Source organism: Bacillus sp. FSL R5-0447 (assembly GCF_038606125.1).
Taxonomy (GTDB): Bacteria; Bacillota; Bacilli; order Bacillales; family Bacillaceae; genus Bacillus; species Bacillus velezensis.
Window position 1 is genome coordinate 778068 of sequence record NZ_CP152012.1, and the last position, 26000, is coordinate 804067.

The following is a 26000-nucleotide window of genomic DNA, read 5'->3' on the forward strand; positions in this document are numbered from 1 at the left end:
ACGCGCGCCATGCCCGGTTTGTATTGCTTCCTCATAGTTGCAATATAAGCCGGGCTTTTTTTTCTGAAAAACAAAGCATGAGAAGGTGGGAACAGAATGCAGCCGCTAGCAGGAATCATCATGGGAAGCACCTCCGATTGGGAGACAATGAAACATGCATGCGACATACTTGACGAACTTCACATTCCTTATGAAAAACAGGTGGTATCCGCGCACCGGACGCCTGATTTGATGTTTGAATATGCAGAAAGCGCCAGAGACAGGGGCTTAAAAGTCATTATTGCCGGAGCCGGGGGAGCGGCGCATCTGCCGGGAATGACGGCGGCCAAAACGACGCTGCCGGTGATCGGCGTACCGGTTCAGACAAAATCGCTTAACGGGCTTGATTCTCTTCTGTCTATCGTACAGATGCCCGGAGGCGTGCCGGTCGCGACGACGGCGATCGGGAAAGCGGGCGCAGTGAACGCGGGTCTGTTAGCCGCGCAAATTTTGTCGGCATTTGACGATGACATTGCGGATAAACTAGAGGCGAGAAGAAATGCGACAAAACAAACGGTGCTGGAAAGCAGTGATCAGCTTGTCTGATAAAAAAACGATTTACCCCGGCGCCGTCATCGGCATTATTGGAGGCGGACAGCTCGGAAAAATGATGGCTGTCGCCGCAAAACAGATGGGCTATAAAGTCGCTGTCGTCGATCCCGTGAAAGACTCGCCATGCGGACAGATCGCCGATATTGAGATTACCGCCCAGTACAATGACCGTGAAGCGATTCAAAAATTGGCCGGAGTCAGTGACATCATTACGTACGAATTTGAAAATATCGATTACGAGGCGCTCAACTGGCTCAAAGAACATGCATATCTTCCCCAGGGAAGCGAGCTGCTGCTCATCACCCAAAACAGGGAAACGGAAAAAAAGGCGATCCAGTCAGCAGGCTGTCAAGTCGCTCCTTATCGGATCGTAAACAGCGGACGGGAGCTTGAGGAAGCCGTTCAGGCACTGGGGCTCCCGGCGGTGCTGAAAACATGCCGCGGCGGATATGACGGCAAAGGCCAATTTGTCATTAAGGAAGAAGGACAGACAGATGAAGCGGCTGTGCTGTTAGAGAACGGCACGTGCATACTTGAAAGCTGGGTATCGTTCCGGATGGAGCTTTCCGTTATCGTGACGAGATCAGTACACGGTGAGATTTCAACCTTTCCGGCTGCTGAAAATATCCACAAAAATAATATTCTGTTCCAAAGCATCGTGCCCGCGAGAGCGGAGGAAACGGTTCAGAAGCGGGCAGAGGTGCTTGCCGTTCAGCTCGCGGAGAAATTGGAACTTGTCGGGCCGCTTGCGGTGGAAATGTTCGTCACGGAAGACGGAGACCTTTTGATTAATGAACTGGCGCCGCGTCCTCACAATTCCGGGCATTATACGCTCGACCTTTGTGAAACGAGCCAATTCGAACAGCATATCAGAGCGGTCTGCGGACTTCCTCTCGGCAGAACCGATCTTCTCAAACCGGGAATGATGGTGAATCTGCTCGGTGATGAAGTGAAGCTTGCGGAGGAGCATACGGAGCTTTTAAAGGAAGCCAAACTGTACCTGTACGGAAAACATGAGATTAAAAAAGGCCGCAAAATGGGGCATATGACATTTTTGCGGAAGCCTGATGAAACATGGATTCAGGACATCACGAACATATGGATGAAAAGAGACGGAGGACGAGCATAATGATCGAACGTTATTCAAGACCTGAAATGTCCGCGATCTGGACGGACGAAAACAGATACCAGGCATGGCTGGAAGTCGAGATTTTAGCCTGTGAAGCCTGGGCTGAGCTTGGCGTCATTCCGAAAGAAGACGTCAAAGTCATGCGCGAAAACGCGTCTTTCGACATCAACCGCATTTTGGAAATCGAGCAGGATACGCGCCATGACGTCGTTGCATTCACCCGCGCGGTTTCAGAATCATTAGGCGAAGAAAGAAAATGGGTTCACTACGGCCTGACGTCAACAGATGTCGTGGATACCGCTCTTTCCTATCTATTAAAACAGGCGAATGAGATCTTGCTCAAGGACATTGAGAGATTTGTTGACATTATAAAAGAAAAAGCGAAAGAACATAAATACACGGTCATGATGGGCCGCACGCACGGCGTACACGCGGAACCGACGACATTCGGCCTGAAACTCGCGCTTTGGCACGAAGAAATGAAACGCAACCTTGAACGTTTCAAGCAGGCAAAAGAAGGGATCGAAGTCGGGAAGCTTTCCGGCGCGGTCGGCACATATGCAAATATTGATCCGTTCGTAGAGCAGTATGTCTGTGAAAAACTCGGCCTGAAAGCGGCGCCGATTTCCACTCAGACATTACAGCGCGACCGACATGCGGATTACATGGCGGCACTGGCTTTGATCGCGACGAGCATTGAAAAATTCGCAGTGGAAATCCGCGGTCTGCAAAAGAGTGAAACACGTGAAGTGGAAGAGTTTTTTGCTAAAGGACAAAAAGGCTCATCGGCTATGCCTCATAAACGGAACCCGATCGGGTCGGAAAATATGACGGGCATGGCGCGTGTGATCCGCGGGTACATGCTGACGGCATACGAAAATGTACCGTTATGGCATGAGCGTGATATTTCTCATTCATCAGCTGAGCGCATCATTCTTCCTGACGCGACAATCGCGCTGAATTACATGCTGAACCGATTCAGCAATATCGTCAAAAACTTAACGGTATTCCCGGAAAATATGAAACGCAACATGGACCGCACACTCGGTTTGATCTATTCTCAACGCGTGCTGCTTGCTTTAATCGACACGGGTCTGCCTCGTGAAGAAGCATATGACACGGTTCAGCCGAAAGCGATGGAAGCATGGGAAAAACAAGTGCCGTTCCGTCAGCTTGTCGAAGCGGAGGAAAAAATCACGTCCCGTCTCACACCGGAACAGATTGCCGATTGCTTTGACTACAATTATCATTTGAAAAACGTCGACTTGATCTTTGAGCGTTTAGGTTTATAGAAGAAGCCAGCCGGAGGCGGCTTCTTCAGCCGCCGTAGATTGAATATTCCCAACATTCGGGTTAGGAGGCCTTCCGTGAATATTGTGAACAATAATCTTCTTTATGAAGGAAAAGCGAAACGGATTTATCAAACTGAAGACGAACAGATTCTCCGCGTGGTCTACAAGGATTCCGCAACAGCCTTTAACGGTGAGAAAAAAGCGGAGATCAGCGGAAAGGGCCGTCTGAACAATGAAATTTCAAGCCTGATTTTCAAACATCTGCACGCCAAAGGAATTGACAACCACTTTGTGGAGCGTGTTTCAAAATCAGAGCAGCTTATCAAAAAAGTGACCATCATTCCCCTTGAAGTCGTGGTCAGAAACATTGCCGCCGGAAGTATGTCGAAACGTCTCGGCATCCCGGAAGGAACTGAGCTTCCGCAGCCGATTATCGAATTTTACTATAAAGATGACGCACTCGGCGATCCGCTCATCACAGAAGATCATATCTGGCTTTTAAAAGCGGCGGCTCCTGAGCAGGTGGAAACGATCAAATCGATTACAAAACAGGTGAATCAAGAGCTGCAGCATATTTTTGAAGACTGCGGCGTCAGATTAATAGATTTTAAGCTGGAATTCGGCTTAGACGCAGAGGGACGGGTGCTTTTAGCGGATGAAATTTCTCCTGACACGTGCCGTCTGTGGGACAAAGACACAAACGAAAAGCTTGATAAAGATTTGTTCAGACGGAACCTGGGAAGCTTAACCGACGCATATGAAGAGATTTTCAAAAGACTGGGAGGCATTTCATAATGTATAAAGTGAAAGTTTATGTCAGCTTAAAAGAAAGTGTGCTCGATCCTCAAGGAAGCGCGGTGCAGCATGCATTGCACAGCATGACCTACAATGAAGTGCAGGATGTGCGCATCGGAAAATACATGGAGCTGACGATTGAAAAATCTGACCGCGATCTTGACGCGCTCGTGAAAGAAATGTGTGAAAAGCTTCTTGCCAATACAGTCATTGAAGACTACCGATATGAAGTTGAGGAGGTTGTCGCACAGTGAAATTTGCGGTGATTGTGTTACCCGGCTCCAACTGTGATATTGATATGTTCCACGCCGTAAAGGACGAACTCGGCGAAGAAGTCGAGTATGTCTGGCACGAGGAAACAAGCCTTGACGGATTTGACGGCGTGCTCATCCCCGGCGGGTTTTCATACGGCGACTACTTGAGATGCGGCGCCATCGCCAGATTCGCAAACATCATGCCGGCTGTGAAAAAAGCGGCTGCCGAAGGAAAACCGGTTCTCGGCGTCTGCAACGGATTCCAGATTCTGCAGGAGCTCGGACTTCTGCCCGGCGCGATGAGACGCAACAAAGATTTAAAGTTCATCTGCCGACCGGTTGAATTAACCGTGCAGAACGGCGGCACGTTATTCACATCTTCCTATGAAAAAGGACAATCGATTACGATTCCGGTTGCCCACGGCGAAGGCAATTTCTACTGTGATGACGAAACGCTTGAAAGATTAAAAGAAAACAATCAAATCGCTTTCACATACGGCGGCGATATTAACGGAAGCGTCAGCGGCATTGCCGGCGTCGTGAATGAGAAAGGCAACGTATTAGGCATGATGCCTCACCCTGAGCGCGCAGTCGATGAACTGCTCGGCAGCGCAGACGGTCTTACATTGTTCCGGTCTATCGTGAAAAATTGGAGGGAAACTCATGTCGCTACTGCTTGAACCAAGTAAAGAACAAATAAAAGAAGAGAAACTCTATCAGCAAATGGGTGTCAGTGATGACGAGTTCGCACTCATTGAATCTATTATCGGAAGATTGCCGAACTACACGGAAATCGGGATTTTTTCCGTCATGTGGTCAGAGCACTGCAGCTATAAAAACTCAAAACCGGTTTTACGCAAATTCCCGACTAGCGGCGAACGCGTGCTGCAGGGTCCCGGAGAAGGCGCGGGAATCGTTGACATCGGTGACAATCAGGCGGTCGTGTTCAAAATTGAATCTCATAACCATCCGTCAGCGATTGAGCCATACCAAGGTGCTGCGACGGGAGTGGGCGGCATCATCCGTGACGTTTTCTCAATGGGCGCCCGTCCGATAGCTGTATTAAACTCTCTTCGATTTGGTGAGCTCACTTCACCTCGTGTGAAGTACTTGTTTGAAGAAGTAGTGGCGGGAATCGCGGGATACGGAAACTGTATCGGAATTCCGACGGTCGGCGGAGAAGTGCAGTTTGACGCAAGCTATGAGGGCAATCCGCTTGTCAATGCAATGTGCGTCGGCTTAATTGATCATAAAGATATTAAAAAAGGCCAGGCGAAAGGTATCGGCAACACGGTCATGTACGTCGGCGCTAAAACGGGCCGCGACGGCATACACGGCGCTACTTTCGCATCGGAAGAAATGTCAGATTCATCTGAAGAAAAACGTTCCGCGGTGCAGGTCGGCGATCCTTTCATGGAAAAACTTCTCCTGGAAGCATGCCTAGAAGTCATCCAATGCGACGCCTTAGTCGGCATTCAGGATATGGGGGCGGCCGGTCTGACAAGTTCGAGTGCTGAAATGGCAAGCAAAGCCGGCTCAGGCATTGAAATGAACCTTGATCTCATTCCGCAGCGGGAAACAGGTATGACCGCTTACGAAATGATGCTTTCTGAGTCTCAGGAACGCATGCTTCTCGTCATTGAACGCGGACGTGAACAGGAAATTGTCGATATTTTTGATAAATATGATCTTGAAGCGGTTTCCGTAGGTCATGTTACGGATGATAAAATGCTCCGCCTCCGCCATAACGGAGAGGTTGTTTGCGAGCTTCCGGTCGACGCGCTGGCGGAAGAAGCGCCTGTATACCACAAGCCGTCAGCAGAACCCGCGTACTACCGCGAGTTTCAGGAAACGGAAGTTCCCGCGCCTGAAGTAAAAGATGCGACAGAGACGCTTTTTGCCCTGCTGCAGCAGCCGACCATCGCCAGCAAAGAGTGGGTGTACGATCAATATGACTACATGGTGCGCACAAATACGGTGGTCGCTCCGGGCTCTGACGCGGGAGTGCTCAGAATCCGCGGCACGAAAAAAGCGCTGGCGATGACGACGGATTGCAACGCCCGTTATTTATATCTTGATCCAGAAGAAGGCGGGAAAATCGCCGTTGCCGAAGCGGCGCGCAACATCGTATGCTCAGGCGCCGAACCGCTTGCGGTCACGGATAATCTGAATTTCGGAAACCCGGAAAAACCTGAAATTTTCTGGCAGATCGAAAAAGCGGCCGACGGCATCAGCGAGGCGTGCAATGTTCTCAGCACTCCCGTCATCGGCGGTAACGTATCACTTTATAATGAATCGAACGGAACGGCGATCTACCCGACGCCTGTTATCGGCATGGTCGGCTTAATTGAAGATACCGCTCATATTACGACACAGCATTTCAAACAAGCGGGGGATCTTGTATACGTAATCGGCGAAACAAAACCTGAGTTTGCCGGAAGCGAACTGCAAAAAATGACAGAAGGCCGCATTTACGGCAAAGCGCCGCAAATCGATCTTGATATAGAGCTGTCACGTCAAAAAGCATTGCTTGACGCGATTAAAAAAGGCTTCGTTCAATCAGCGCATGATGTGTCTGAAGGCGGCTTAGGCGTAGCGATTGCAGAAAGCGTCATGACGACGGAAAACCTTGGCGCCAACGTGACTGTAGAAGGGGAAGCGGCATTATTATTCTCTGAATCTCAATCCCGCTTCGTCGTTTCAGTGAAAAAAGAACACCAAGCGGCGTTTGAAGCGGCTGCGGCCGATGCGGTTCATATCGGCGAGGTAACGGCTGACGGACTTCTGGCGATTCAAAACCAGGACGGACAACAATTGGTTCACGCGCAAACGAAAGAACTAGAGCGCGCGTGGAAAGGAGCTATTCCATGCTTGCTGAAATCAAAGGCCTGAATGAAGAATGCGGTGTGTTTGGCATCTGGGGACATGAAGAAGCTCCGCAGATCACATATTACGGCCTGCACAGCCTCCAGCACAGAGGACAGGAAGGCGCGGGAATTGTCGCAACTGACGGTGAAAAACTGACGGCGCATAAAGGACAGGGGCTTATTACCGAGGTTTTTCAAAACGGCGAACTGAGCAAAGTGAAGGGAAAAGGCGCGATCGGGCACGTCCGTTATGCGACGGCAGGCGGAGGCGGATATGAAAATGTCCAGCCGCTCCTGTTCCGTTCGCAAAACAACGGCAGCCTCGCGCTCGCCCATAACGGCAACTTGGTCAACGCCACACAGTTGAAGCAGCAGCTTGAAAACCAAGGGAGCATCTTTCAGACTTCCTCCGATACGGAAGTGCTGGCTCATCTGATTAAACGCAGCGGACACTTTTCGCTGAAGGATCAAATCAAAAATTCGCTATCCATGCTGAAAGGCGCTTATGCCTTTTTAATCATGACTGAAACAGAAATGATCGTAGCGCTTGACCCGAACGGACTCAGACCGCTGTCAATCGGCATGATGGGCGATGCTTACGTCGTCGCATCAGAAACATGCGCATTCGATGTGGTCGGCGCGACATACCTTCGCGAAGTAGAGCCGGGCGAAATGCTGATCATCAATGATGAAGGCATGAAATCAGAGCGTTTCTCCATGAATATCAACCGTTCCATCTGCAGCATGGAGTACATTTATTTCTCAAGGCCTGACAGCAATATCGACGGCATTAACGTGCACAGCGCCCGGAAAAACCTCGGGAAAATGCTTGCCCAGGAGTCCGCGGTTGAAGCGGATGTCGTCACAGGCGTGCCTGATTCCAGTATTTCTGCGGCCATCGGCTATGCCGAGGCAACGGGCATCCCGTACGAACTCGGTCTCATTAAAAACCGTTATGTCGGCAGAACCTTTATCCAGCCGTCACAGGCTCTCCGTGAGCAAGGCGTGAGAATGAAGCTGTCCGCCGTCCGCGGTGTTGTCGAAGGAAAACGGGTCGTCATGGTTGATGATTCCATCGTGCGCGGGACGACAAGCCGCCGGATTGTCACAATGCTCAGAGAAGCGGGGGCGACAGAGGTGCATGTGAAAATTAGTTCACCGCCGATCGCTCATCCGTGCTTCTACGGCATCGACACATCAACCCATGAGGAGCTGATCGCTTCCTCTCATTCTGTGGAAGAAATCCGCCAGATCATCGGTGCTGACACGCTTTCTTTCTTAAGTGTAGACGGATTGTTAAAAGGAGTCGGCCGAAAATTTGAAGACACCAATTGCGGACAATGCCTCGCTTGTTTTACGGGCAAATATCCGACGGAAATTTATCAGGATACAGTGCTTCCTCACGTAAAAGAAGCGGTGCTGACAAAATAAAATGTGAAAATGACATAAAGGCAGCGTGAATTCAGGCTGCCTTTCTCTTTCTGCCTTTTAAGGAGAAACGAATTGACAAGGAGTGATAGGGATGTCTGATGCTTATAAAAATGCCGGAGTTGACATCGAAGCCGGATATGAAGCCGTCAAACGAATGAAAAAACACGTGGAGCGCACGAAAAGGCTCGGCGTTATGGGAAGCCTGGGCGGTTTTGGCGGAATGTTTGATCTGTCAGAGCTTCCGTATCAAAAGCCTGTTTTAATTTCCGGAACAGACGGTGTCGGCACCAAGCTGAAACTCGCATTTTCAATGGATAAGCATGACACGATCGGCGTCGATGCGGTCGCGATGTGTGTAAACGATGTGCTTGCCCAAGGAGCGGAGCCGCTGTTTTTCCTTGATTATTTGGCGGTCGGCAAGGCTGATCCGGTAAAAATTGAGCAGATCGTTCAGGGCGTGGCGGACGGATGCGAGCAGTCAGGATCAGCGCTTATCGGCGGTGAGACGGCGGAAATGCCGGGGCTGTATACGGCTGATGAATACGATATTGCGGGCTTTTCAGTCGGCGTCGCGGAAAAAGACGAAATCGTCACCGGTGAACATATCGAAGAGGGGCATCTCTTAATCGGACTTACTTCAAGCGGCCTTCACAGCAACGGGTTTTCCCTTGTGAGAAAAGTGCTTCTTGATGACGGCGGACTTGATTTGGATACTGTCTATGAACCGTTTGCGCGTCCTCTCGGAGAAGAATTGCTGGAACCGACGAGAATATATGTGAAGCCGGTGCTCAAGGCGGTGAAAAGCGGTAAGGTGGACGGCATGGCGCATGTGACAGGCGGAGGATTCATCGAGAACATCCCGCGGATGCTGCCGGACGGATTGAGCGCGGAAATTGATCACGGATCATGGCCGATCCCGCCGATTTTTCCGTTTCTGCAGGAGCACGGCAAGCTGAAAGAAGAAGAAATGTTCAATGTCTTTAATATGGGCATCGGTTTTGTCCTTGCCGTTAAAGAAGAGGACTTGACAGACGTTATCGACACGCTTGAAGCTCAGGGCGAGAAGGCTTATCTGATCGGCCGGGTCAAGCGGGGCGAAGGCATTTCTTTCGGCGGTGCGGCTCTTTCATGAAAAAGTTTGCGGTATTTGCTTCAGGAAACGGATCGAACTTCGAGGCCATTGCCAAACGCATGAGAGAAGAGAAGTGGGATGCGGAGCTCTCGCTTCTCGTGACGGATAAGCCTCAGGCAAAGGCGGTGGAAAGGGCGGAGGCTTTACACATTCCGTCATTCGCCTTTGAACCGTCATCTTTTGAAAACAAAGCGGCCTTTGAACGGGCCGTTATTGAACAGCTGCGCCTGCACGGGGCGGAATTAATCGTTCTCGCCGGCTATATGAGACTGATTGGAGATACGCTGCTTGAAGCATACGGGGGCCGCATTATTAATATACATCCCTCGCTTCTTCCGGCATTCCCCGGGATTGACGCTGTCGGACAGGCGTATCGGGCCGGTGTGAAAGTGGCGGGCATTACCGTGCATTACGTCGACGAAGGCATGGACACCGGACCGATTATCGCGCAAAAAGCATTCGAAATACAGGAAAACGATACGCTTGAAAACATAGAGCATACAATACACGAGCTTGAGCACAAATGGTATCCGAGCGTTGTGAAACAGCTGCTGGGACTAAATAACAGAGGTGAAAAGGCATGACAATCAAACGCGCACTAATCAGTGTTTCTGATAAAACAAATCTCGTACCTTTCGTAAAGGAACTGACAGAGCTCGGCGTCGAAGTCATTTCGACCGGAGGAACAAAAAAACTTCTTCAGGAAAACGGTGTGGATGTCATCGGCATTTCAGAAGTGACCGGATTTCCTGAAATTATGGACGGACGGTTAAAAACGCTCCATCCTAATATTCACGGCGGACTGCTTGCCGTAAGAGACAATGAAGAGCATATGGCGCAGATCAATGAGCATGGCATTGCCCCCATTGACCTTGTGGTCGTCAACCTTTACCCGTTTAAAGAAACGATTTCGAAAGAAGACGTAACATACGATGAAGCGATAGAAAACATTGATATCGGCGGTCCCGGCATGCTGCGCGCCGCATCGAAAAACCATCAGGATGTGACGGTCATCACAGATCCGGCCGATTACAGCTCCGTGCTCAATGAGATGAAAGAACACGGCGGCGTTTCGCTTAAAAGAAAACGCGAGCTTGCGGCCAAAGTATTCCGCCATACCGCGGCATACGACGCATTAATCGCTGATTACTTAACACGCGAGGCCGGTGAGAAAGACCCTGAGCAATTCACCGTTACATTTGAGAAAAAACAATCGCTCCGCTATGGTGAAAACCCTCACCAAGAGGCTGTTTTCTATCAAAGCGCACTTCCCGTCTCCGGTTCCATCGCGGCGGCAAAACAGCTTCACGGCAAAGAGCTTTCTTACAACAATATTAAGGACGCAGATGCGGCCGTTCAAATCGTCCGGGAATTTACAGAACCCGCAGCTGTTGCCGTTAAACATATGAACCCGTGCGGAGTCGGTACGGGAGCTTCAATTGAGGAAGCATTCAATAAAGCGTATGAAGCTGATAAAACCTCCATTTTCGGCGGCATCATCGCGCTGAACCGTGAAGTTGATCAGGCAACGGCTGAAGCCCTTCACGGCATCTTTTTAGAAATCATTATCGCCCCTTCTTTCAGTGAAGAAGCGCTGAACGTACTGACGGCGAAGAAAAACCTTCGTCTGCTCACGCTTGACGTGTCCGCATCAGGGAAGAAAGAAAAACAGCTGACATCCGTACAGGGCGGCCTTTTGATTCAAGATTTAGACGTCCATGGATTTGATGACGCCGACATCAGCATCCCGACAAAAAGAGAGCCGAGCGAGCAGGAATGGGAAGATCTGAAGCTGGCCTGGAAAGTCGTCAAACATGTGAAATCCAACGCGATCGTTCTTGCAAAAGACCATATGACGGTCGGTGTGGGCGCAGGGCAGATGAATCGCGTCGGTTCAGCTAAAATCGCCATTGAGCAGGCCGGAGAAAAAGCAAAAGGCAGCGCGCTCGGATCAGACGCGTTTTTCCCGATGCCGGATACTGTCGAAGAAGCCGCAAAAGCCGGTGTCACGGCGATTATCCAGCCAGGCGGATCGGTCCGCGATGAAGATTCGATTAAAAAAGCGGATGAATACGGGATCGCCATGGTATTCACCGGCATCAGACATTTCAAACATTAAGAGGGGGGAACGAAGCGTGAATGTATTGATTATCGGAAAAGGCGGCAGAGAGCACACACTGGCTTGGAAAGCGGCGCAAAGCCCGCTTGTTGACACGGTGTACGCCGCGCCCGGAAATGACGGTATGGCAGACTGCGCGACGCTGGTCAACATTGAAGAAAGCGATCATGCCGCACTCATTGCGTTTGCGAAAGAACATCATGTCGGCCTGACGATTATCGGCCCTGAAGTTCCTCTGATTGAAGGGATAGCCGACGAGTTTGAAAAAGCCGGACTGCTTGTTTTCGGACCGTCTGAAAAAGCGGCAATCATTGAAGGGAGCAAACAGTTTGCCAAGGATTTAATGAAAAAATACGGCATTCCGACGGGGGAGTATGAGACGTTTACTTCATTTGAAGAGGCGAAAGCATATGTGCAGCAAAAAGGTGCTCCGATTGTCATTAAAGCGGACGGGCTTGCCGCCGGAAAAGGTGTCACGGTCGCGATGACGGAAGAAGAAGCGATTGAATGCCTGCACGATTTTCTTGAGGATGAGAAATTCGGGGAGGCGAGCGCATCTGTTGTCATTGAAGAGTTCCTCGCCGGCGAAGAATTTTCTTTAATGGCGTTTGTAAAAGGGGAGACCGTCTATCCGATGGTAATCGCTCAAGATCATAAACGCGCCTTCGATGGAGACAAAGGGCCGAATACGGGCGGAATGGGAGCCTACTCACCGGTGCCGCACATTTCCGATGATATCGTCAGAAGCGCAGTCGAAACGATTGTGAAGCCGGCGGCAAAAGCAATGGTCAAAGAGGGGCGTTCCTTCACGGGCGTGCTGTACGCGGGGCTGATTCTGACGGAAAACGGATCAAAAGTCATTGAATTCAACGCGCGTTTCGGAGATCCGGAAACACAGGTTGTCGTGCCGAGAATGGAATCTGACCTCATTCAGGTGCTTTTGGATCTTCTGCATGAGAAGGATGTTGACCTAAGGTGGAAGGATACGGCCGCTGTCAGCGTTGTGCTGGCTTCTGAAGGCTATCCGGAAGGCTATGCGAAAGGCACTCCGATCGGCAGTTTGACGTCCGCTGAAGACGGGATCGCTGTTTTTCATGCCGGAACGAAAAAAGACGGCGGACAATTTGTTACAAACAGCGGCCGGGTCGCCAATGTCACGGCATTTGCTGAGACATTTGAAGCGGCGAGAGATAAAGTGTACAGCGCCGTTTCAGGGCTGACAAAACCCGGACTGTTTTACAGAAGCGACATCGGCGCCCGTGCGCTGAAAGCATCGCAGCGATAAAGAGGAAAACCCCGCGTCATATCAGATGCGGGTTTTCTTCTGAAAAGACGACTAAGACTGTCGGCTTGCCGTGTGACACGCAGTCATCGATGAAGTCCTCCGGCGTATAGACGGATTCTTCTCAGACTCGCGGGACAGGAGAAATTAAATAACAAGCCAAAACGGCTTGTTATTTTTCTTGCTGATGGCTGTCATCCTGATTCATTCCGGTTTGGAACATATATGTCACCGGACAGAAGCGGAGGATGCCGGATGCCGCTTTCATCGCGCCCATCATCATACAGAAGAGATGCACCTTGCACCAAGGTTTTCTCGTGTATTTCGCTGACGCAGCAGACAAAATGGTGAGGCCGCAAGTGATGCGCATAACGGCATTTAATAAACTGATATTCGGTTTCATCATTTCAGCTCCCTTAGAAAAAGTTTTTCATTCATCTTCAATAATTTGTAACGTTTTAGCCGTGCGATAATTGTGCGGATGTGATACGATGGGTCTAATATAAGCGAAGGAGAGTATGTGAATGTCCGAACGTACCTTTAACTGGAAAAATAAAGACATCAGATCACAGGCGGATGTTGTAGACTCAAAGCTGCTTCCAACGCTACTTTTACGGGATGCTCTCGTATTAAATCCTTTTTTAAAACAATGGCTGAAAAAGAATGTCTGGATTTACGGAGATCGAATTGTATATGTTGGTCATGAGCTTCCTGATGCAGCAGAGCACATTCATACCATAAATTGTGAAGGAAAATACATTGTGCCAGGTTACATTGAACCGCATACACATCCTTTTCAAATATATAATCCCCAAACGCTCGCCGAATATGTGTCTCAATTCGGAACAACGACGTTTGTTAATGATAACTTGTTTTTTCTTTTGCACAGCGGTAAAAAGAAAGCGCTTACTATATTGGAGGAACTGAAAAAACAGCCGGTGCAATATTTCTGGTGGTCCAGATATGATCTGCAGACTGAAGTGCTGAATGAGGATCAGCTTCTTTCTTTTGATGTCCGCAAGCAATGGATTGAGCACCCGGATGTCATTCAAGGCGGAGAATTGACCGGATGGCCGCGCCTCATGGACGGCGATGACCTGATGCTTCATTGCATGCAGGCGACAAAAAAACTGCGCAAGCGGATAGAAGGGCATTTTCCCGGAGCCTCTGAAAAAACACTGACGAAGATGAAACTGTTCGGAGCTGATTCCGACCACGAGGCGATGAATGGCGGCGAGGTGATGAGACGGCTTGAATTGGGCTACTATGTTTCGCTCAGACATTCATCCATCCGCCCTGATTTGAGAACGATTTTGCAGGATCTTCATCAAAAAGGCTTCCGGCATTATGATCATTTCTTCTACACGACGGATGGAGCGACGCCGCATTTTTATAAAGGCGGCATGACGAATGAATTAATCAAAATCGCTTTGGAGGAAGGAGTTCCGGCGATCGATGCCTATAATATGGCCTCCTTTAATATCGCGAAGTATTATCAGATGGACGACTTTCTCGGTGTGGTCGGTCCGGGACGGCTTGCTTCATTGAACATTCTCGATGACCCGATGAATCCGGACCCGGTCACGGTGATCTCCAAAGGCATCCTGCTGAGGGAAGACGGCCGAAATATGAATGCGTTTACAGAAACGGATTGGAAAAAGGGCGGTCTTGTCCCTCTTGAGCTTTCATATGATATGACGATGGATGATTTACAGTTTTCAATGCCGATGGGTGTGACCATGCGCAACGCGGTCATTATGGAGCCGTATATGATTGCGATTGATAATTCTGTTGACCAGCTTTCTTTTGATCATGATGAATGCTATCTCACGCTTCTCGATAAGCATGGAAAATGGCGGGTCAATACAATGCTGAAAGGTTTTGCCGATCGGGTGCAGGGCTTTGTCAGTTCCTACACGACAACCGGAGATATTATCGCTGCCGGAAAAAATAAAGAAGATATCCTGCTCGCTTTCTCACGGATGAAAGAAATCGGCGGCGGAATCGTGCTTGCCGAAAACGGGAAGATTCTGCATGAGATTCCCCTCGCCTTAAACGGTTCTGCATCCGCGGAGAAGTATGAAGAAGTGCTTGAGAAAGAGCAAAAACTGAGGACGCTGCTGGAGGAGCGGGGCTACCGATTCTGCGATCCGATCTATACGCTGCTCTTTTTGCAGAGCACACACCTGCCTTATATCCGCATTACGCCGAGAGGAATATTCGACGTGATGAAAAAAACTGTACTCTTTCCATCGATAATGCGTTAAAATATAAAAGCAGGGAGCCGACATATGAAAAGATGGAAAACCGTTTGTATGCTTTGTTTTGCGTTTTTGCTGCTTGCCGCCTGCCGGCAGAACAATGCCGATCAGGTGCAGCCGAAAGAAGCGGAAGCTCCTTTAACGGGGCTGAAAACTGAGCAGAAGCTTGCAGAACGCCGTCCGATTGCAGTCGCAGTGAACAATCATCCGAAGGCGAGGCCCCAATCCGGGCTGTCAAAGGCGGATGTTGTCATCGAAGCGCTCGCGGAGGGCCGGATTACGCGGTTTCTCGCGATTTTTCAAAGTGAGATGCCGGAAACGGTCGGGCCTGTGCGGAGCGCGAGGGAATATTTTGTCACGCTCAGCAGCGGGTTTAACAGCATATTTGTCCATCATGGCTGGAGTCCCGGCGCAAAAAAGCAGCTGGAGTCCGGAGCTTACGATTATATAAACGGTTTGGATTTTGACGGAAGCCTGTTTTGGAGAGCCGATTTCAGCAAGCCGCCCCACAATTCCTACACGTCGTATGACAATATCAGGAAGGCGGCGGAACAAAAAGGATACAAGCTGAACGGAAAAACAGAACCGCTCCCATTTCAGACATCAGATGCAAAACCAGGAAATGAAACCTACAATATTCGGATAGATTATGGAACACAAAACATTACAAATCTTGTCGAATACGATTATGATAAAAAAGCTGATGCTTATACAAGAAGCTCTGATGGTGTGAAAGCGACAGACCGGGAGACCGGAAAGCCTTTAGCCATGCACAACATTTTTATTGTTGAAGCCGGCCATCGCATGACAGACAAAGATGGAAGGCGGGCCATCGATATTCAGTCAGGGGGGAAGGGCCTCCTGCTTCAGCACGGCGATGTTATAGAGTCAGACTGGGAATATAAAGACGGCCGTATTCTGCCCGTAAAAGGCGGTGAGATTCTTCCGTTTGTGCCAGGAAAGACATGGATTAATATCGTGCCTGATCTCGATGCAGCTTCCATTAGTAAAGGAGAAGGTGTTTGACGATGCAAATCGATAAATTACGCGGAAAAGAACTGGACCAGTTATTTTTATCTATTTTATCGCTGAAAGATCTGGAGGAATGCTATCGTTTCTTTGACGATCTTTGTACGATTAATGAAATCCAATCGCTGGCGCAGCGTTTGGAAGTGGCAAGAATGCTCCGCGAAGGAAATACGTATCACAAAATTGAAAGCGAAACGGGTGCTTCCACAGCGACGATTTCCCGGGTGAAGAGATGCTTAAATTACGGTAACGACGCCTATGAAATGGCGCTTGACCGCGTAAACAAAGGAGAATCCTCCTCAGCTACGTAAAAAACCGCTCTGCCGATGGGACTGACCCCCGTTTTTGAGACAGGGATCAAAACACCTTCATACAGCCAATTGCCGATATTGTATCGGCGATTGGCTGTTTAGTTTCGTTTGAATACGAATATTGTTATAATAATGAATGTATTCTATGGCAGTGCGTTCTACGATGGCGGTCGTAGTTCGATCAATGCTGTTAAGATAGAACGTTTCAGACTTTAGTGAGGAATGAAACGATTCGATGGAGGCATTATCAGCGGGCGTCCCTTTGCGGGACATGCTCATGGTAATGCCTTTTGTTTTAACAGCTTTCTGATACTCATAAGATGTATAAACAGAACCTTGGTCACTATGTAACACGCAGTTTTCAGGAAGTGTTGGCAGCTGATCAAGTGTGTCTAAGACAAAGTCTGTGTCCTGCTTATCTCCAATCGTAAAAGCAATCACTTCTCCATTGTATAAATCCAATATACTGGAAAGGTACAATTGTTTCTGTCCATAAGGCAAATATGTGATGTCCGTTACCAGTTTTTCAAGAGGGCGATCAGACTGAAAGTTCCGATCCAATATATTATCGACCACAGAATATGGCTGCCCACTTTTTTTACGCTTTTTCATCTTAACCCGACACTGCCATTGATTTTTCTGCATAATACGTTGAACAGATTTATGATTAATACTTATTCTCTTTTTTAGTATGGCTGTGATTTTTCGATATCCATATCGATACTTGTGTTCTCGGCACAACGTGCCGATTTGTTTCTCCAGTCGTATCTTAGGATTACTCTTAGTCAGATTCTTTCTCCATCTATAATATGAAGTGCGTGAAATATCTAAATGGACACAGATGTCCTGTACCGTCATCGTCTTGCGCAATTCTTCTACCAGTTTGATTGTCGTTTCCCTATCAGCTTCCTTTCCAATTCGTTGTACTTTTTTAACACTTCATTCTGTTGTCTCAGATAACGATTCTCTGCCTGGAGTTTCTCTAATTCAGAAGAATACTCCGGACCCTTTCCATAAGTATATTGCTTTCCAACAGGCTGTTCGAATCGGTGGGTATCCCCAACCTTATGCCATCTAACCCATGTCTGAACCTGAGTCTTATTTTTGATATTCAATTCCTGCATGATCTCTTTCATAGGCACGCCCGCCAATCTCATTCCTACAGCCTTCTGTTTGACTTCAACCGGATAACTCACTCTTGTCCCCATAGAAAAACACCTCCAAGTTTTATTTCGGATAACAACGGTCCGTTTTCAAACTTGAAGGTGTTTTTTGTTTGTCTCATATTATGGGGTCAGTTCCGATGACGGCAGGCGGTTTTTTTATGCGTGCTGATTCAAAAGGCCGGGAAGTTCCCTCAGGCTTCCGTCTTCCTCCCGGTATACGATGTGTTCAGCTGAGAAATGAATCGGTGAGCTGATGCCTGCCGCCGCGGCGAGGTGAAACAGCCCTTCACGCAACGAGAGTACGTAGTTGCAGACGCGGTGCTGTTTATCTTCGATACTGAGCGCGCGCTGAAGTTTTGGATCGGTTGTCGCCACTCCGACAGGACAATGATTGGTGTGGCATACTTGAGCGCGAATACAGCCGACCGAAAACATCATTCCCCGGGCAATATTGACAAAATCCGCGCCTAACGCGAGGGCAACGGCAATCTTATCCGGAGTGAGCAGCTTTCCGGATGCGAAAACTTTCAGCTTATCTCTTATCCCGTATGTCTTCAAAAGGCCGTCAACAAGGGGAAGGCCGGTCAGAATCGGCAGGCCGACGGAATCCGCCAGCTCATGGAAAGAAGCTCCCGTTCCCCCTTCACTGCCGTCAATCGTAATAAAGTCGGGAAGTTTGCCTGATGAACTCATACAGGAAATAAGGTCTTCAAGGTCTTTGCGGCTGCCCGGTACAATTTTGATGCCGACCGGTTTTTCACCGACAGTCCTTAATTTCTCAATGAAATCAAGCATGTCCGGAACATTTGAGAACTCGTTGAATCGGTTTGGGCTGTCAATGGATTGTCCGGGCTGCACATTTCTGATGGCGGCAATTTCTTCGGTCACCTTTGAACCGTCAATATGCCCGCCTCTTGCTTTCGCCCCTTGCGCAAGCTTTAATTCAAAGGCTTTAATCTGCTCGAGGCGGCTTTTTTTCTTAAATTCTTCCCATGAAAATTCTCCATCTTCAGTGCGCACGCCGAACAGCCCGGGGCCGATTTGGCAGATAATATCCGCGCCGCCTTTCAGGTGATACTCAGACAGGCCGCCTTCGCCTGTATTCATCCATGTGCCGCCGGCCTGGTGCAGCCCTTTTGACAGGGCGGTGATTGCCCTGTCGCCAAGTGAGCCGTAGCTCATCGCTGATTGTCCGATTAACCCTTTCACATAAAACGGCTTCTTGCATGTGTCGCGGCCGATCACTTGCACATCGTCCGGATGCAGGTAATAAGGGTCCGCTTTTGCCTTTTCGCGGTGTTCGCTGCGTTTCAGCAGGTTGTCTTTGTCAATCTTGTATACCATCGTGTCGATCTTCGGCGTCTGATCTGCGCGCAGCTCCTCCCTTTGTTTCGGGAAGAGGGCGTTACGGATATAATAGCCCGGCTGATTGAAATCCCGTTCTGAGCCGAAGCCCATCATTCTGCTCTTATACTTTCCCGACATGACCGTCTGTTCATATTCTCTCCGGGAAAACGGCTGTTCTTCGTTATCATTGCTGAATAAATACTGCCGCAGCTCAGGTCCGATTTTTTCAAATATGTAGCGCAGTTTTCCCGCTACGGGATAATTGCGCAGCACTGAATGTTCTTCCTGCTTTTCGTCTCTTATGTATATCCAGAGAAACAATGCGGCGGGAACTAAAATAATAAAAATCAATATACAAATCAGTACGATAATGGCTTGTTCCATTGAGATCAGACTCCTTGTCTTTTTTCTCTTTGACATTCCACATATTGTCTGTTTTCAAACATAGCCGTTTCCCGTCCGGCGGAGCGCAATCTTTTTTTGTGAATCAGGTGAATGACGTCTTTTTCCGTTTTTCCGGGCCAAACGAATTTGTTATAATGTTTAAATGGCAAGAAACGAATGGAGGAACGAAAACGCATGTACGATGTTAACGAGTGGAAGCATGTTTTTAAACTCGATCCGAATAAAGATTTACCGGATGAACAGCTGGAACGGCTTTGTGAATCAGGGACTGACGCCATTGTGATCGGAGGAAGCGACAATATCACCGAGGACAATGTGCTGAGACTGATGTCAAAGGTGCGGCGGTTTTTAGTGCCGTGCGTACTTGAGGTGTCGACGATTGATTCCATTGTGCCCGGGTTTGATCTTTATTTCATTCCGAGTGTGCTCAACAGCAAAAAGGCGGACTGGATTGTCGGCATGCATCATCAGGCGATGAAAGAATACGGAGAGCTCATGTCAATGGAGGAAATCGTGACGGAGGGCTACTGCATCGTCAACCCTGATTGTAAGGCGGCCGCTTTGACGGAGGCGGATACACATATAGAAACAGAAGATATTCTCGCCTATGCGCGGGTCGCGGAGCATTTGCTTCATCTCCCGATTTTTTATCTGGAATACAGCGGGATGCTGGCGGACATAGAAACGGTGGAGAAAACGAAGGCTGTGCTGGACAAGTCCGTCCTGTTTTACGGAGGCGGCATTAAAGACGCGGAAACGGCGGAACGGTTCGGCCGTCATGCCGATGTCATCGTTGTCGGAAATGCCGTATATGAAGATTTTGATCAGGCGCTTAAAACGGTGGCGGCTGTAAAGACAAAGTAGCCAAGCGGACGAAATTGATTTATGATAGAACATATGTTTGATAGGCGGTGAACGGATATGAATTACATTAGCAATCAATTATTAAGCGGATTAAATCCCATTCAGCAGGAAGCGGTCAAGACGACGGACGGTCCGCTGCTTCTGATGGCGGGCGCGGGAAGCGGAAAAACACGTGTGCTGACGCACAGAATCGCATACTTAATGGCGGAAAAACACGTGGCGCCATGGAACATTCTGGCGATTACATTTACAAATAAAGCCGCCAGAGAAATGAAGGAGCGGGTAGAGAGCATTCTCGGACCCGGCGCGGATGAAATCTGGATATCCACTTTCCACAGCATGTGCGTGCGGATTCTGCGCAGGGATATTGACAGAATCGGCATCAACCGAAATTTCTCCATTCTTGATACGGCTGATCAGCTTTCCGTTATTAAAGGGATTCTGAAAGAGCGGAATATCGATCCGAAAAAGTTTGATCCGAGAAGTATTTTAGGCTCCATCAGCAGCGCAAAAAACGAGCTGATCGAACCTGAGGAATTCGCAAAATCGGCCGGCGGCTACTACGATCAGGTCACGAGTGACGTGTATACCGATTATCAGAAAAAACTGCTGAAAAACCAATCGCTCGATTTTGATGATTTAATCATGACGACGATTAAGCTTTTCGAGCGTGTGCCGGAAGTGCTTGAGTTTTATCAGCGCAAATTCCAGTACATTCACGTAGACGAGTATCAGGATACGAACAGGGCGCAATACCTGCTTGTGAAGCAGCTTGCGGCCCGTCTTGAAAATATCTGCGTCGTCGGTGACTCCGACCAGTCCATTTACAGATGGCGCGGGGCGGATATCGCGAATATCCTTTCCTTTGAAAAAGATTATCCGAGCGCAAACGTGATTCTGCTCGAGCAAAACTACCGCTCAACAAAGCGGATTCTGCAGGCGGCTAACGAAGTGATCAAAAACAATTCAAACCGCAAGCCGAAAAACCTGTGGACGGAAAATGATGAAGGCATCAAGCTTTCTTATTACAGCGGCGACAATGAATTCGGCGAAGGCCAATTCGTCGCGGGCAAAATTTACGAGCTGCACAGCTCGGGCCGGCGGAAGCTTTCCGATATCGCGATTTTATACCGGACAAACGCCCAGTCGCGCGTCATTGAGGAAACCCTTTTAAAATCCGGACTGAACTACAATATCGTCGGCGGAACCAAGTTCTACGACAGGAAAGAAATTAAAGACATTCTCGCATACCTGCGCCTTGTGTCAAACCCGGACGACGACATCAGTTTTACGCGGATCGTCAATGTGCCGAAGCGGGGCGTCGGCGCAACTTCGCTAGAAAAAATCGCTTCATATGCGGCGATGAACGGAATGTCAATGTTCCAGGCGATCAAACAGGTTGATTTCATCGGCGTCAGCGCGAAAGCGGCAAACGCGCTTGACGGCTTTGGCGCGATGATTGAAAATCTGACGAACATGCAGGATTACCTGTCCATTACGGAACTCACGGAAGAAATTCTCGAGAAAACGGAATACAGAGAAATGCTGAAGGCCGAAAAATCAATCGAAGCCCAAAGCCGCCTTGAAAATATCGACGAGTTTCTTTCCGTGACGAAAAACTTCGAACAAAAAAGCGAAGACAAGTCTCTCGTCGCGTTTCTGACTGATTTGGCGCTGATTGCGGATATTGACCAGCTCGACCAGAAGGAAGAGGAATCAGGCGGAAAGGATGCCGTCACTTTAATGACACTGCACGCCGCTAAGGGGCTTGAATTTCCTGTCGTGTTCTTAATGGGCATGGAAGAAGGCGTGTTCCCGCACAGCCGCTCCCTGATGGAAGAAGCCGAGATGGAAGAAGAACGCAGGCTCGCATATGTAGGCATTACGAGGGCGGAAGAAGAACTGTATTTAACGAATGCCAAAATGCGCACCTTATTCGGCCGCACCAATATGAATCCGGAATCCCGCTTTATCAGGGAAATACCTAGCGATTTATTGGAGAACCTAAATGAGAAGAAAACACCTCGCATGCAGCCGGGAAGAAAAGTGCAGCCGAAACGCGGGCCCGTATCCCGTCCCGTTTCCTACGCGAACAAAACAGGCGGCGACTCGCTCAGCTGGGCGGTCGGCGATAAAGCGGGCCATAAAAAATGGGGCACCGGAACGGTTGTCAGCGTAAAAGGAGAAGGCGAGAGCACCGAGCTTGATATCGCATTCCCGAGCCCAGTCGGCGTGAAGCGTCTGCTTGCCGCTTTTGCGCCGATTGAAAAGCAGTAACCTGAAGAGGAAAGGAAGAACATGATGGACAAAGAAACAGCGAAACACCGGGCAGAAGAATTGCGCCGCACCATCGATCAGTACAGTTATGAATATTACACCTTAGATGAACCGAGCGTGCCGGATTCCGAGTACGACAGACTGATGCAGGAGCTGATTGCCATAGAGGAAGAGCACCCGGAACTCAGAACGCCTGATTCGCTCACACAGCGGGTCGGGGGAGCGGTGCTTGAATCGTTTCAAAAGGTGCAGCACGGCACGCCGATGCTCAGTCTCGGCAACGCATTTAACGATGATGATCTCCGCGATTTTGACCGCCGCGTCCGTCAGGCTGTCGGTGACGGCGTCGCTTATAATGTGGAGCTGAAAATAGACGGTCTTGCTGTTTCTCTCCGTTATGAAGACGGCTATTTCGTCAGAGGCGCGACAAGAGGAGACGGAACGACGGGCGAAGATATCACGGAAAACTTAAAAACGATCCGCAACATTCCGCTGAAAATGAAACGGAATCTTTCCATAGAAGTGCGCGGAGAGGCGTACATGCCGAAACAGTCATTTGAAGCGCTCAATGAAGAACGGCTGAAACATGAAGAGGAGCCGTTCGCCAATCCCCGGAACGCGGCTGCGGGCTCACTCAGACAGCTCGATCCGAAAATTGCAGCGAAACGAAATCTTGACATCTTCGTCTACAGTATAGCGGAGCTTGACGAGATGGGTGTGGAAACACAGAGTCAGGGCCTGGATTTTCTGGATGAGCTCGGTTTTAAAACAAACCAGGAACGGAAAAAATGCGCCACGATAGATGAAGTCATTGAAATGATCGAAGAGCTGCAGGCGAAGCGGGCCGATCTCCCGTATGAAATTGACGGGATCGTCATCAAAGTCGACTCGCTCGACCAGCAGGAAGAGCTCGGGTATACGGCAAAAAGCCCGCGCTGGGCGATTGCTTATAAATTCCCGGCGGAAGAGGTCGTGACAAAACTGCTCGATATCGAACTGAATGTCGGAAGAACGGGCGTTATTACGCCGACCGCCGTTCTGGAACCGGTAAAAGTCGCGGGAACGACGGTCTCAAGAGCATCCCTTCATAACGAAGATTTAATTAAAGAGAAGGATATCCGCATTCTCGATAAAGTGGTCGTCAAAAAAGCGGGCGACATCATCCCTGAGGTCGTCAATGTCTTAATCGAACAGCGGACCGGGGAAGAAAAAGAATTCAATATGCCGACCAGCTGCCCTGAGTGCGAAAGCGAACTTGTCCGCATTGAAGGAGAAGTCGCGCTGCGCTGCATCAATCCGGAATGTCCGGCGCAGATCAGAGAAGGCCTGATTCACTTTGTCTCACGCAACGCGATGAATATTGACGGACTCGGAGAACGTGTCATCACACAGCTTTTCCGTGAACATCTCGTCCGTAATGTCGCTGATTTGTATAAGCTGACGAAAGAGCAGGTCATCCGGCTTGAGCGGATGGGGGAAAAATCAACTGACAATCTGATCAGCTCCATCCAAAAGTCGAAAGAGAATTCGCTGGAACGCCTGCTGTTCGGTCTCGGCATCCGTTTTATCGGCTCAAAAGCGGCCAAAACACTCGCCATGCATTTTGAAAGCCTGGAAAATCTGAAACAAGCCACGGAAGAAGAGCTGCTTGCGGTGGATGAAATCGGCGAAAAGATGGCCGATGCCGTTATCACCTATTTCCGCAAAGAAGAAATGCTTGAGCTATTGAATGAACTTGAGGAACTCGGTGTGAACACACTCTACAAAGGCCCGAAAAAAGTAAAAGCGGAGGACAGCGACTCTTATTTTGCCGGCAAAACCATCGTGTTGACCGGAAAGCTTGAAGAGCTGTCCAGAAATGAAGCCAAGGCGCAGATTGAAGCGCTCGGCGGAAAGCTGACGGGATCTGTCAGCAAAAAAACAGACTTGCTGATTGCCGGAGAAGCGGCCGGAAGCAAGCTGACAAAAGCGCAGGAATTAAATATTGAAGTATGGAATGAAGCACAGCTATTGGGAGAGCTAAAGAAATAAGAGGAGTGTTTTCTATTGAAAAAGATGTTGGCATTGGCGGCGACGGCAACGGCGGCAGTACTCATGCTGTCGGCCTGTTCGCCGAGTTTCGGGGGGAACAAAGAGGAAGAGATCACGCAGAAAACGGCAAAGTCTTCTGAAAAAGCGATCATACCGAAATATAATATCTCTGATTCCTACTATAAAATGGTGCTTCCGTTTAAGGCCGGAAAAGCGCGCGGCCTGACCGCGGACCGGCTGAACACGAGGCTGGACATCGATGAATTCGAGACGGGTCTGATGCGGCTCGCTCAAGACACGTTCCCGACGGATGACTATTTGTATCAGGAAGGCCAGTATTTAGATGAGGACACGGTACTCAGCTGGCTTGACCGCAAAAAAGAAGGCAGTGATCTGAAAAAGGCGAAAAAGGCAGATTCCAATTTTCAGAATCTCGGCTTAAATCCCGTGCTGCCAAGCTCGGGATCGGCAAAAGAGAAAAATGAAAACAGCCCGATTTACTTAGCGTCCATGCTTGAGCAGGATTACTTAGTAAGAAAAGATAAAAATTCCATCCAGCTTGGCGGTATCATGATCGGTCTCGCTCTCAACTCTGTATACTATTACCGTGAAAACACAGGTGATCCGCAGCAGGAAGTGGAGCTCAGTGACAAAACGATCCGCAGCCACGGTGAAGAAATCGCTCAGGAAGTCGTTAACCGCCTTCGGAAAATGGATAACCTGAAAAATGTGCCGATTACCGTCGCCCTTTATAAACAAGCGCCGAAAACATCAATCGTACCGGGGAATTACATTGCAAAAACAGAAGTCAAAGCCGGCTCATCCACCATTTCAAACTGGGATGATGTCAAAGAAAAGTACGTCTTCTATCCGGCGGATACAGACACGGCAAAGAAATACCCTGATGATTCCGAAGTATTTAAACGCTTCAAAAACGCCATCGACAGCTACTTCCCGAATTACACCGGAGTCGTCGGAACGGCAATGTACGAAAACGATGAAATGAGAAAAATGAAGATTGAAATCCCGATGCAATTTTACGGGAAAAGCGAAGTCATCGCCTTCACCCAATACTTAACAGGTGAGCTGATGGATTATTATTCAAAAGGCTCAGTTGATGTCGAAATTAACATTACCTCGTCTGACGGGCAGGAAGCGCTGATCGTCCGCAATGCGGGTGACAAAGAACCGACCGTCCATATTTACGATTAACCAAGATGCCCTTGTTCATTTCTGTATGAGCAAGGGTTTTTTTTATTGTGAATATCGTTGGAGCGAGGAATGAGGTATGTTAAGATATTTGTATAATCAGGAATTAACAGGAAAACACATTTCATTTCTAAGCGGATGTTACTAATCTGCTGTGAAAAAAGAAGGGCAGGAATGTTGATGAATGACATTTGCTGAGTACACACAC

At 49.0% G+C, this 26000-nt stretch carries 22 protein-coding genes and 1 pseudogene; 19 read left to right on the plus strand and 4 right to left on the minus strand.

Annotation, left to right across the window (positions count from 1 at the left end):
* Positions 1-96: 96 nt before the first annotated feature.
* The 12 genes from purE to purD all read left to right on the plus strand — a co-directional run bounded on the left by purE (position 97) and on the right by purD (position 12895).
* Positions 97-585 carry a 5-(carboxyamino)imidazole ribonucleotide mutase gene (gene purE, locus NYE68_RS04110; protein WP_007609846.1) on the plus strand — a complete coding sequence of 163 codons (489 nt, stop codon included), beginning with the start codon at positions 97-99 and terminating at the stop codon, positions 583-585.
* Positions 539-1720 carry a 5-(carboxyamino)imidazole ribonucleotide synthase gene (gene purK, locus NYE68_RS04115; RefSeq protein ID WP_324636073.1) on the plus strand — a complete coding sequence of 394 codons (1182 nt, stop codon included), beginning with the start codon at positions 539-541 and terminating at the stop codon, positions 1718-1720. Before purE ends, purK begins: the two co-directional genes overlap by 47 nt.
* Positions 1720-3012 (plus strand): adenylosuccinate lyase, encoded by a 1293-nt coding sequence (purB, locus tag NYE68_RS04120; RefSeq protein WP_007408896.1) that lies wholly within the window; start codon positions 1720-1722, stop codon positions 3010-3012. The genes purK and purB overlap by 1 nt, the downstream gene beginning before the upstream one ends.
* 75 nt (positions 3013-3087) lie before the next feature.
* Positions 3088-3807, plus strand: a complete 720-nt coding sequence (purC, locus tag NYE68_RS04125) for a phosphoribosylaminoimidazolesuccinocarboxamide synthase (protein WP_225046205.1) — start codon at positions 3088-3090, stop codon at positions 3805-3807.
* On the plus strand, positions 3807-4061 hold the full coding sequence (purS, locus tag NYE68_RS04130; protein ID WP_003155758.1) for a phosphoribosylformylglycinamidine synthase subunit PurS: 255 nt from the start codon (positions 3807-3809) through the stop codon (positions 4059-4061). The genes purC and purS overlap by 1 nt, the downstream gene beginning before the upstream one ends.
* Positions 4058-4741: a phosphoribosylformylglycinamidine synthase subunit PurQ gene (gene purQ / locus NYE68_RS04135; protein ID WP_031378824.1), complete on the plus strand. Its 684-nt coding sequence runs from the start codon at positions 4058-4060 to the stop codon at positions 4739-4741. The genes purS and purQ overlap by 4 nt, the downstream gene beginning before the upstream one ends.
* The gene (gene purL, locus NYE68_RS04140) at positions 4725-6953 is read left to right on the plus strand and encodes a phosphoribosylformylglycinamidine synthase subunit PurL (protein WP_324636072.1); all 2229 of its coding nucleotides are present in this window, start codon (positions 4725-4727) and stop codon (positions 6951-6953) included. The genes purQ and purL overlap by 17 nt, the downstream gene beginning before the upstream one ends.
* Positions 6929-8359 carry an amidophosphoribosyltransferase gene (purF, locus tag NYE68_RS04145; RefSeq protein ID WP_007609856.1) on the plus strand — a complete coding sequence of 477 codons (1431 nt, stop codon included), beginning with the start codon at positions 6929-6931 and terminating at the stop codon, positions 8357-8359. Before purL ends, purF begins: the two co-directional genes overlap by 25 nt.
* A gap of 91 nt (positions 8360-8450) precedes the next feature.
* Positions 8451-9491, plus strand: coding sequence for a phosphoribosylformylglycinamidine cyclo-ligase (gene purM / locus NYE68_RS04150; RefSeq protein ID WP_015239317.1), 1041 nt, complete (start codon positions 8451-8453; stop codon positions 9489-9491).
* Positions 9488-10075, plus strand: a complete 588-nt coding sequence (purN, locus tag NYE68_RS04155; protein ID WP_012116999.1) for a phosphoribosylglycinamide formyltransferase — start codon at positions 9488-9490, stop codon at positions 10073-10075. The genes purM and purN overlap by 4 nt, the downstream gene beginning before the upstream one ends.
* The gene (purH, locus tag NYE68_RS04160) at positions 10072-11610 is read left to right on the plus strand and encodes a bifunctional phosphoribosylaminoimidazolecarboxamide formyltransferase/IMP cyclohydrolase (protein ID WP_039252469.1); all 1539 of its coding nucleotides are present in this window, start codon (positions 10072-10074) and stop codon (positions 11608-11610) included. Before purN ends, purH begins: the two co-directional genes overlap by 4 nt.
* Positions 11611-11626: 16 nt before the next feature.
* The gene (purD, locus tag NYE68_RS04165; RefSeq protein WP_229041570.1) at positions 11627-12895 is read left to right on the plus strand and encodes a phosphoribosylamine--glycine ligase; all 1269 of its coding nucleotides are present in this window, start codon (positions 11627-11629) and stop codon (positions 12893-12895) included.
* Between the two features lie 16 nt (positions 12896-12911).
* Here the strand turns inward: purD and NYE68_RS04170 are convergent.
* A pseudogene (locus tag NYE68_RS04170) lies at positions 12912-13037 on the minus strand (Lrp/AsnC family transcriptional regulator); the annotation flags it as partial.
* Positions 13038-13064: 27 nt separating this feature from the next.
* Entirely contained in the window at positions 13065-13295 is a 231-nt protein-coding gene (locus tag NYE68_RS04175) for a DUF2892 domain-containing protein (protein WP_149061617.1), read from the minus strand.
* Between the two features lie 121 nt (positions 13296-13416).
* On the opposite strand from NYE68_RS04175, the gene NYE68_RS04180 reads away from it, so the two are divergent.
* The 3 genes from NYE68_RS04180 to NYE68_RS04190 are packed head-to-tail and all read left to right on the plus strand — an operon-like array spanning position 13417 to position 16493.
* Positions 13417-15159: an adenine deaminase gene (locus tag NYE68_RS04180; RefSeq protein WP_061861226.1), complete on the plus strand. Its 1743-nt coding sequence runs from the start codon at positions 13417-13419 to the stop codon at positions 15157-15159.
* A gap of 24 nt (positions 15160-15183) precedes the next feature.
* On the plus strand, positions 15184-16179 hold the full coding sequence (locus tag NYE68_RS04185) for a DUF3048 domain-containing protein (protein ID WP_012117003.1): 996 nt from the start codon (positions 15184-15186) through the stop codon (positions 16177-16179).
* A gap of 2 nt (positions 16180-16181) precedes the next feature.
* Entirely contained in the window at positions 16182-16493 is a 312-nt protein-coding gene (locus NYE68_RS04190) for a YerC/YecD family TrpR-related protein (RefSeq protein WP_003155745.1), read from the plus strand.
* A 57-nt stretch (positions 16494-16550) separates the two neighbouring features.
* Here the strand turns inward: NYE68_RS04190 and NYE68_RS04195 are convergent.
* Together NYE68_RS04195 and NYE68_RS04200 are read right to left on the minus strand one after the other, a co-directional pair.
* Positions 16551-17701 (minus strand): IS3 family transposase gene (locus tag NYE68_RS04195; RefSeq protein WP_241457926.1). Its coding sequence is split into 2 segments (ribosomal slippage): positions 16551-17428 and positions 17428-17701, totalling 1152 coding nucleotides; the frame shifts between segments, so codons are not numbered across the junction.
* 114 nt (positions 17702-17815) lie between these two features.
* Positions 17816-19390 (minus strand): FMN-binding glutamate synthase family protein, encoded by a 1575-nt coding sequence (locus tag NYE68_RS04200; protein ID WP_229041567.1) that lies wholly within the window; start codon positions 19388-19390, stop codon positions 17816-17818.
* 195 nt (positions 19391-19585) lie between these two features.
* Here NYE68_RS04200 and NYE68_RS04205 point away from each other — a divergent pair, with 195 nt between their 5' ends.
* From NYE68_RS04205 to NYE68_RS04220, 4 genes are read left to right on the plus strand one after another with little or no spacing between them, the layout of a single operon-like run.
* Positions 19586-20275, plus strand: a complete 690-nt coding sequence (locus NYE68_RS04205) for a heptaprenylglyceryl phosphate synthase (protein ID WP_003155740.1) — start codon at positions 19586-19588, stop codon at positions 20273-20275.
* 57 nt (positions 20276-20332) lie between these two features.
* Entirely contained in the window at positions 20333-22552 is a 2220-nt protein-coding gene (pcrA, locus tag NYE68_RS04210) for a DNA helicase PcrA (protein WP_229041566.1), read from the plus strand.
* A gap of 24 nt (positions 22553-22576) precedes the next feature.
* Positions 22577-24583 (plus strand): NAD-dependent DNA ligase LigA, encoded by a 2007-nt coding sequence (gene ligA, locus NYE68_RS04215; RefSeq protein ID WP_229041565.1) that lies wholly within the window; start codon positions 22577-22579, stop codon positions 24581-24583.
* A gap of 15 nt (positions 24584-24598) precedes the next feature.
* The gene (locus tag NYE68_RS04220; protein ID WP_007408912.1) at positions 24599-25795 is read left to right on the plus strand and encodes a CamS family sex pheromone protein; all 1197 of its coding nucleotides are present in this window, start codon (positions 24599-24601) and stop codon (positions 25793-25795) included.
* Positions 25796-26000: the final 205 nt, after the last annotated feature.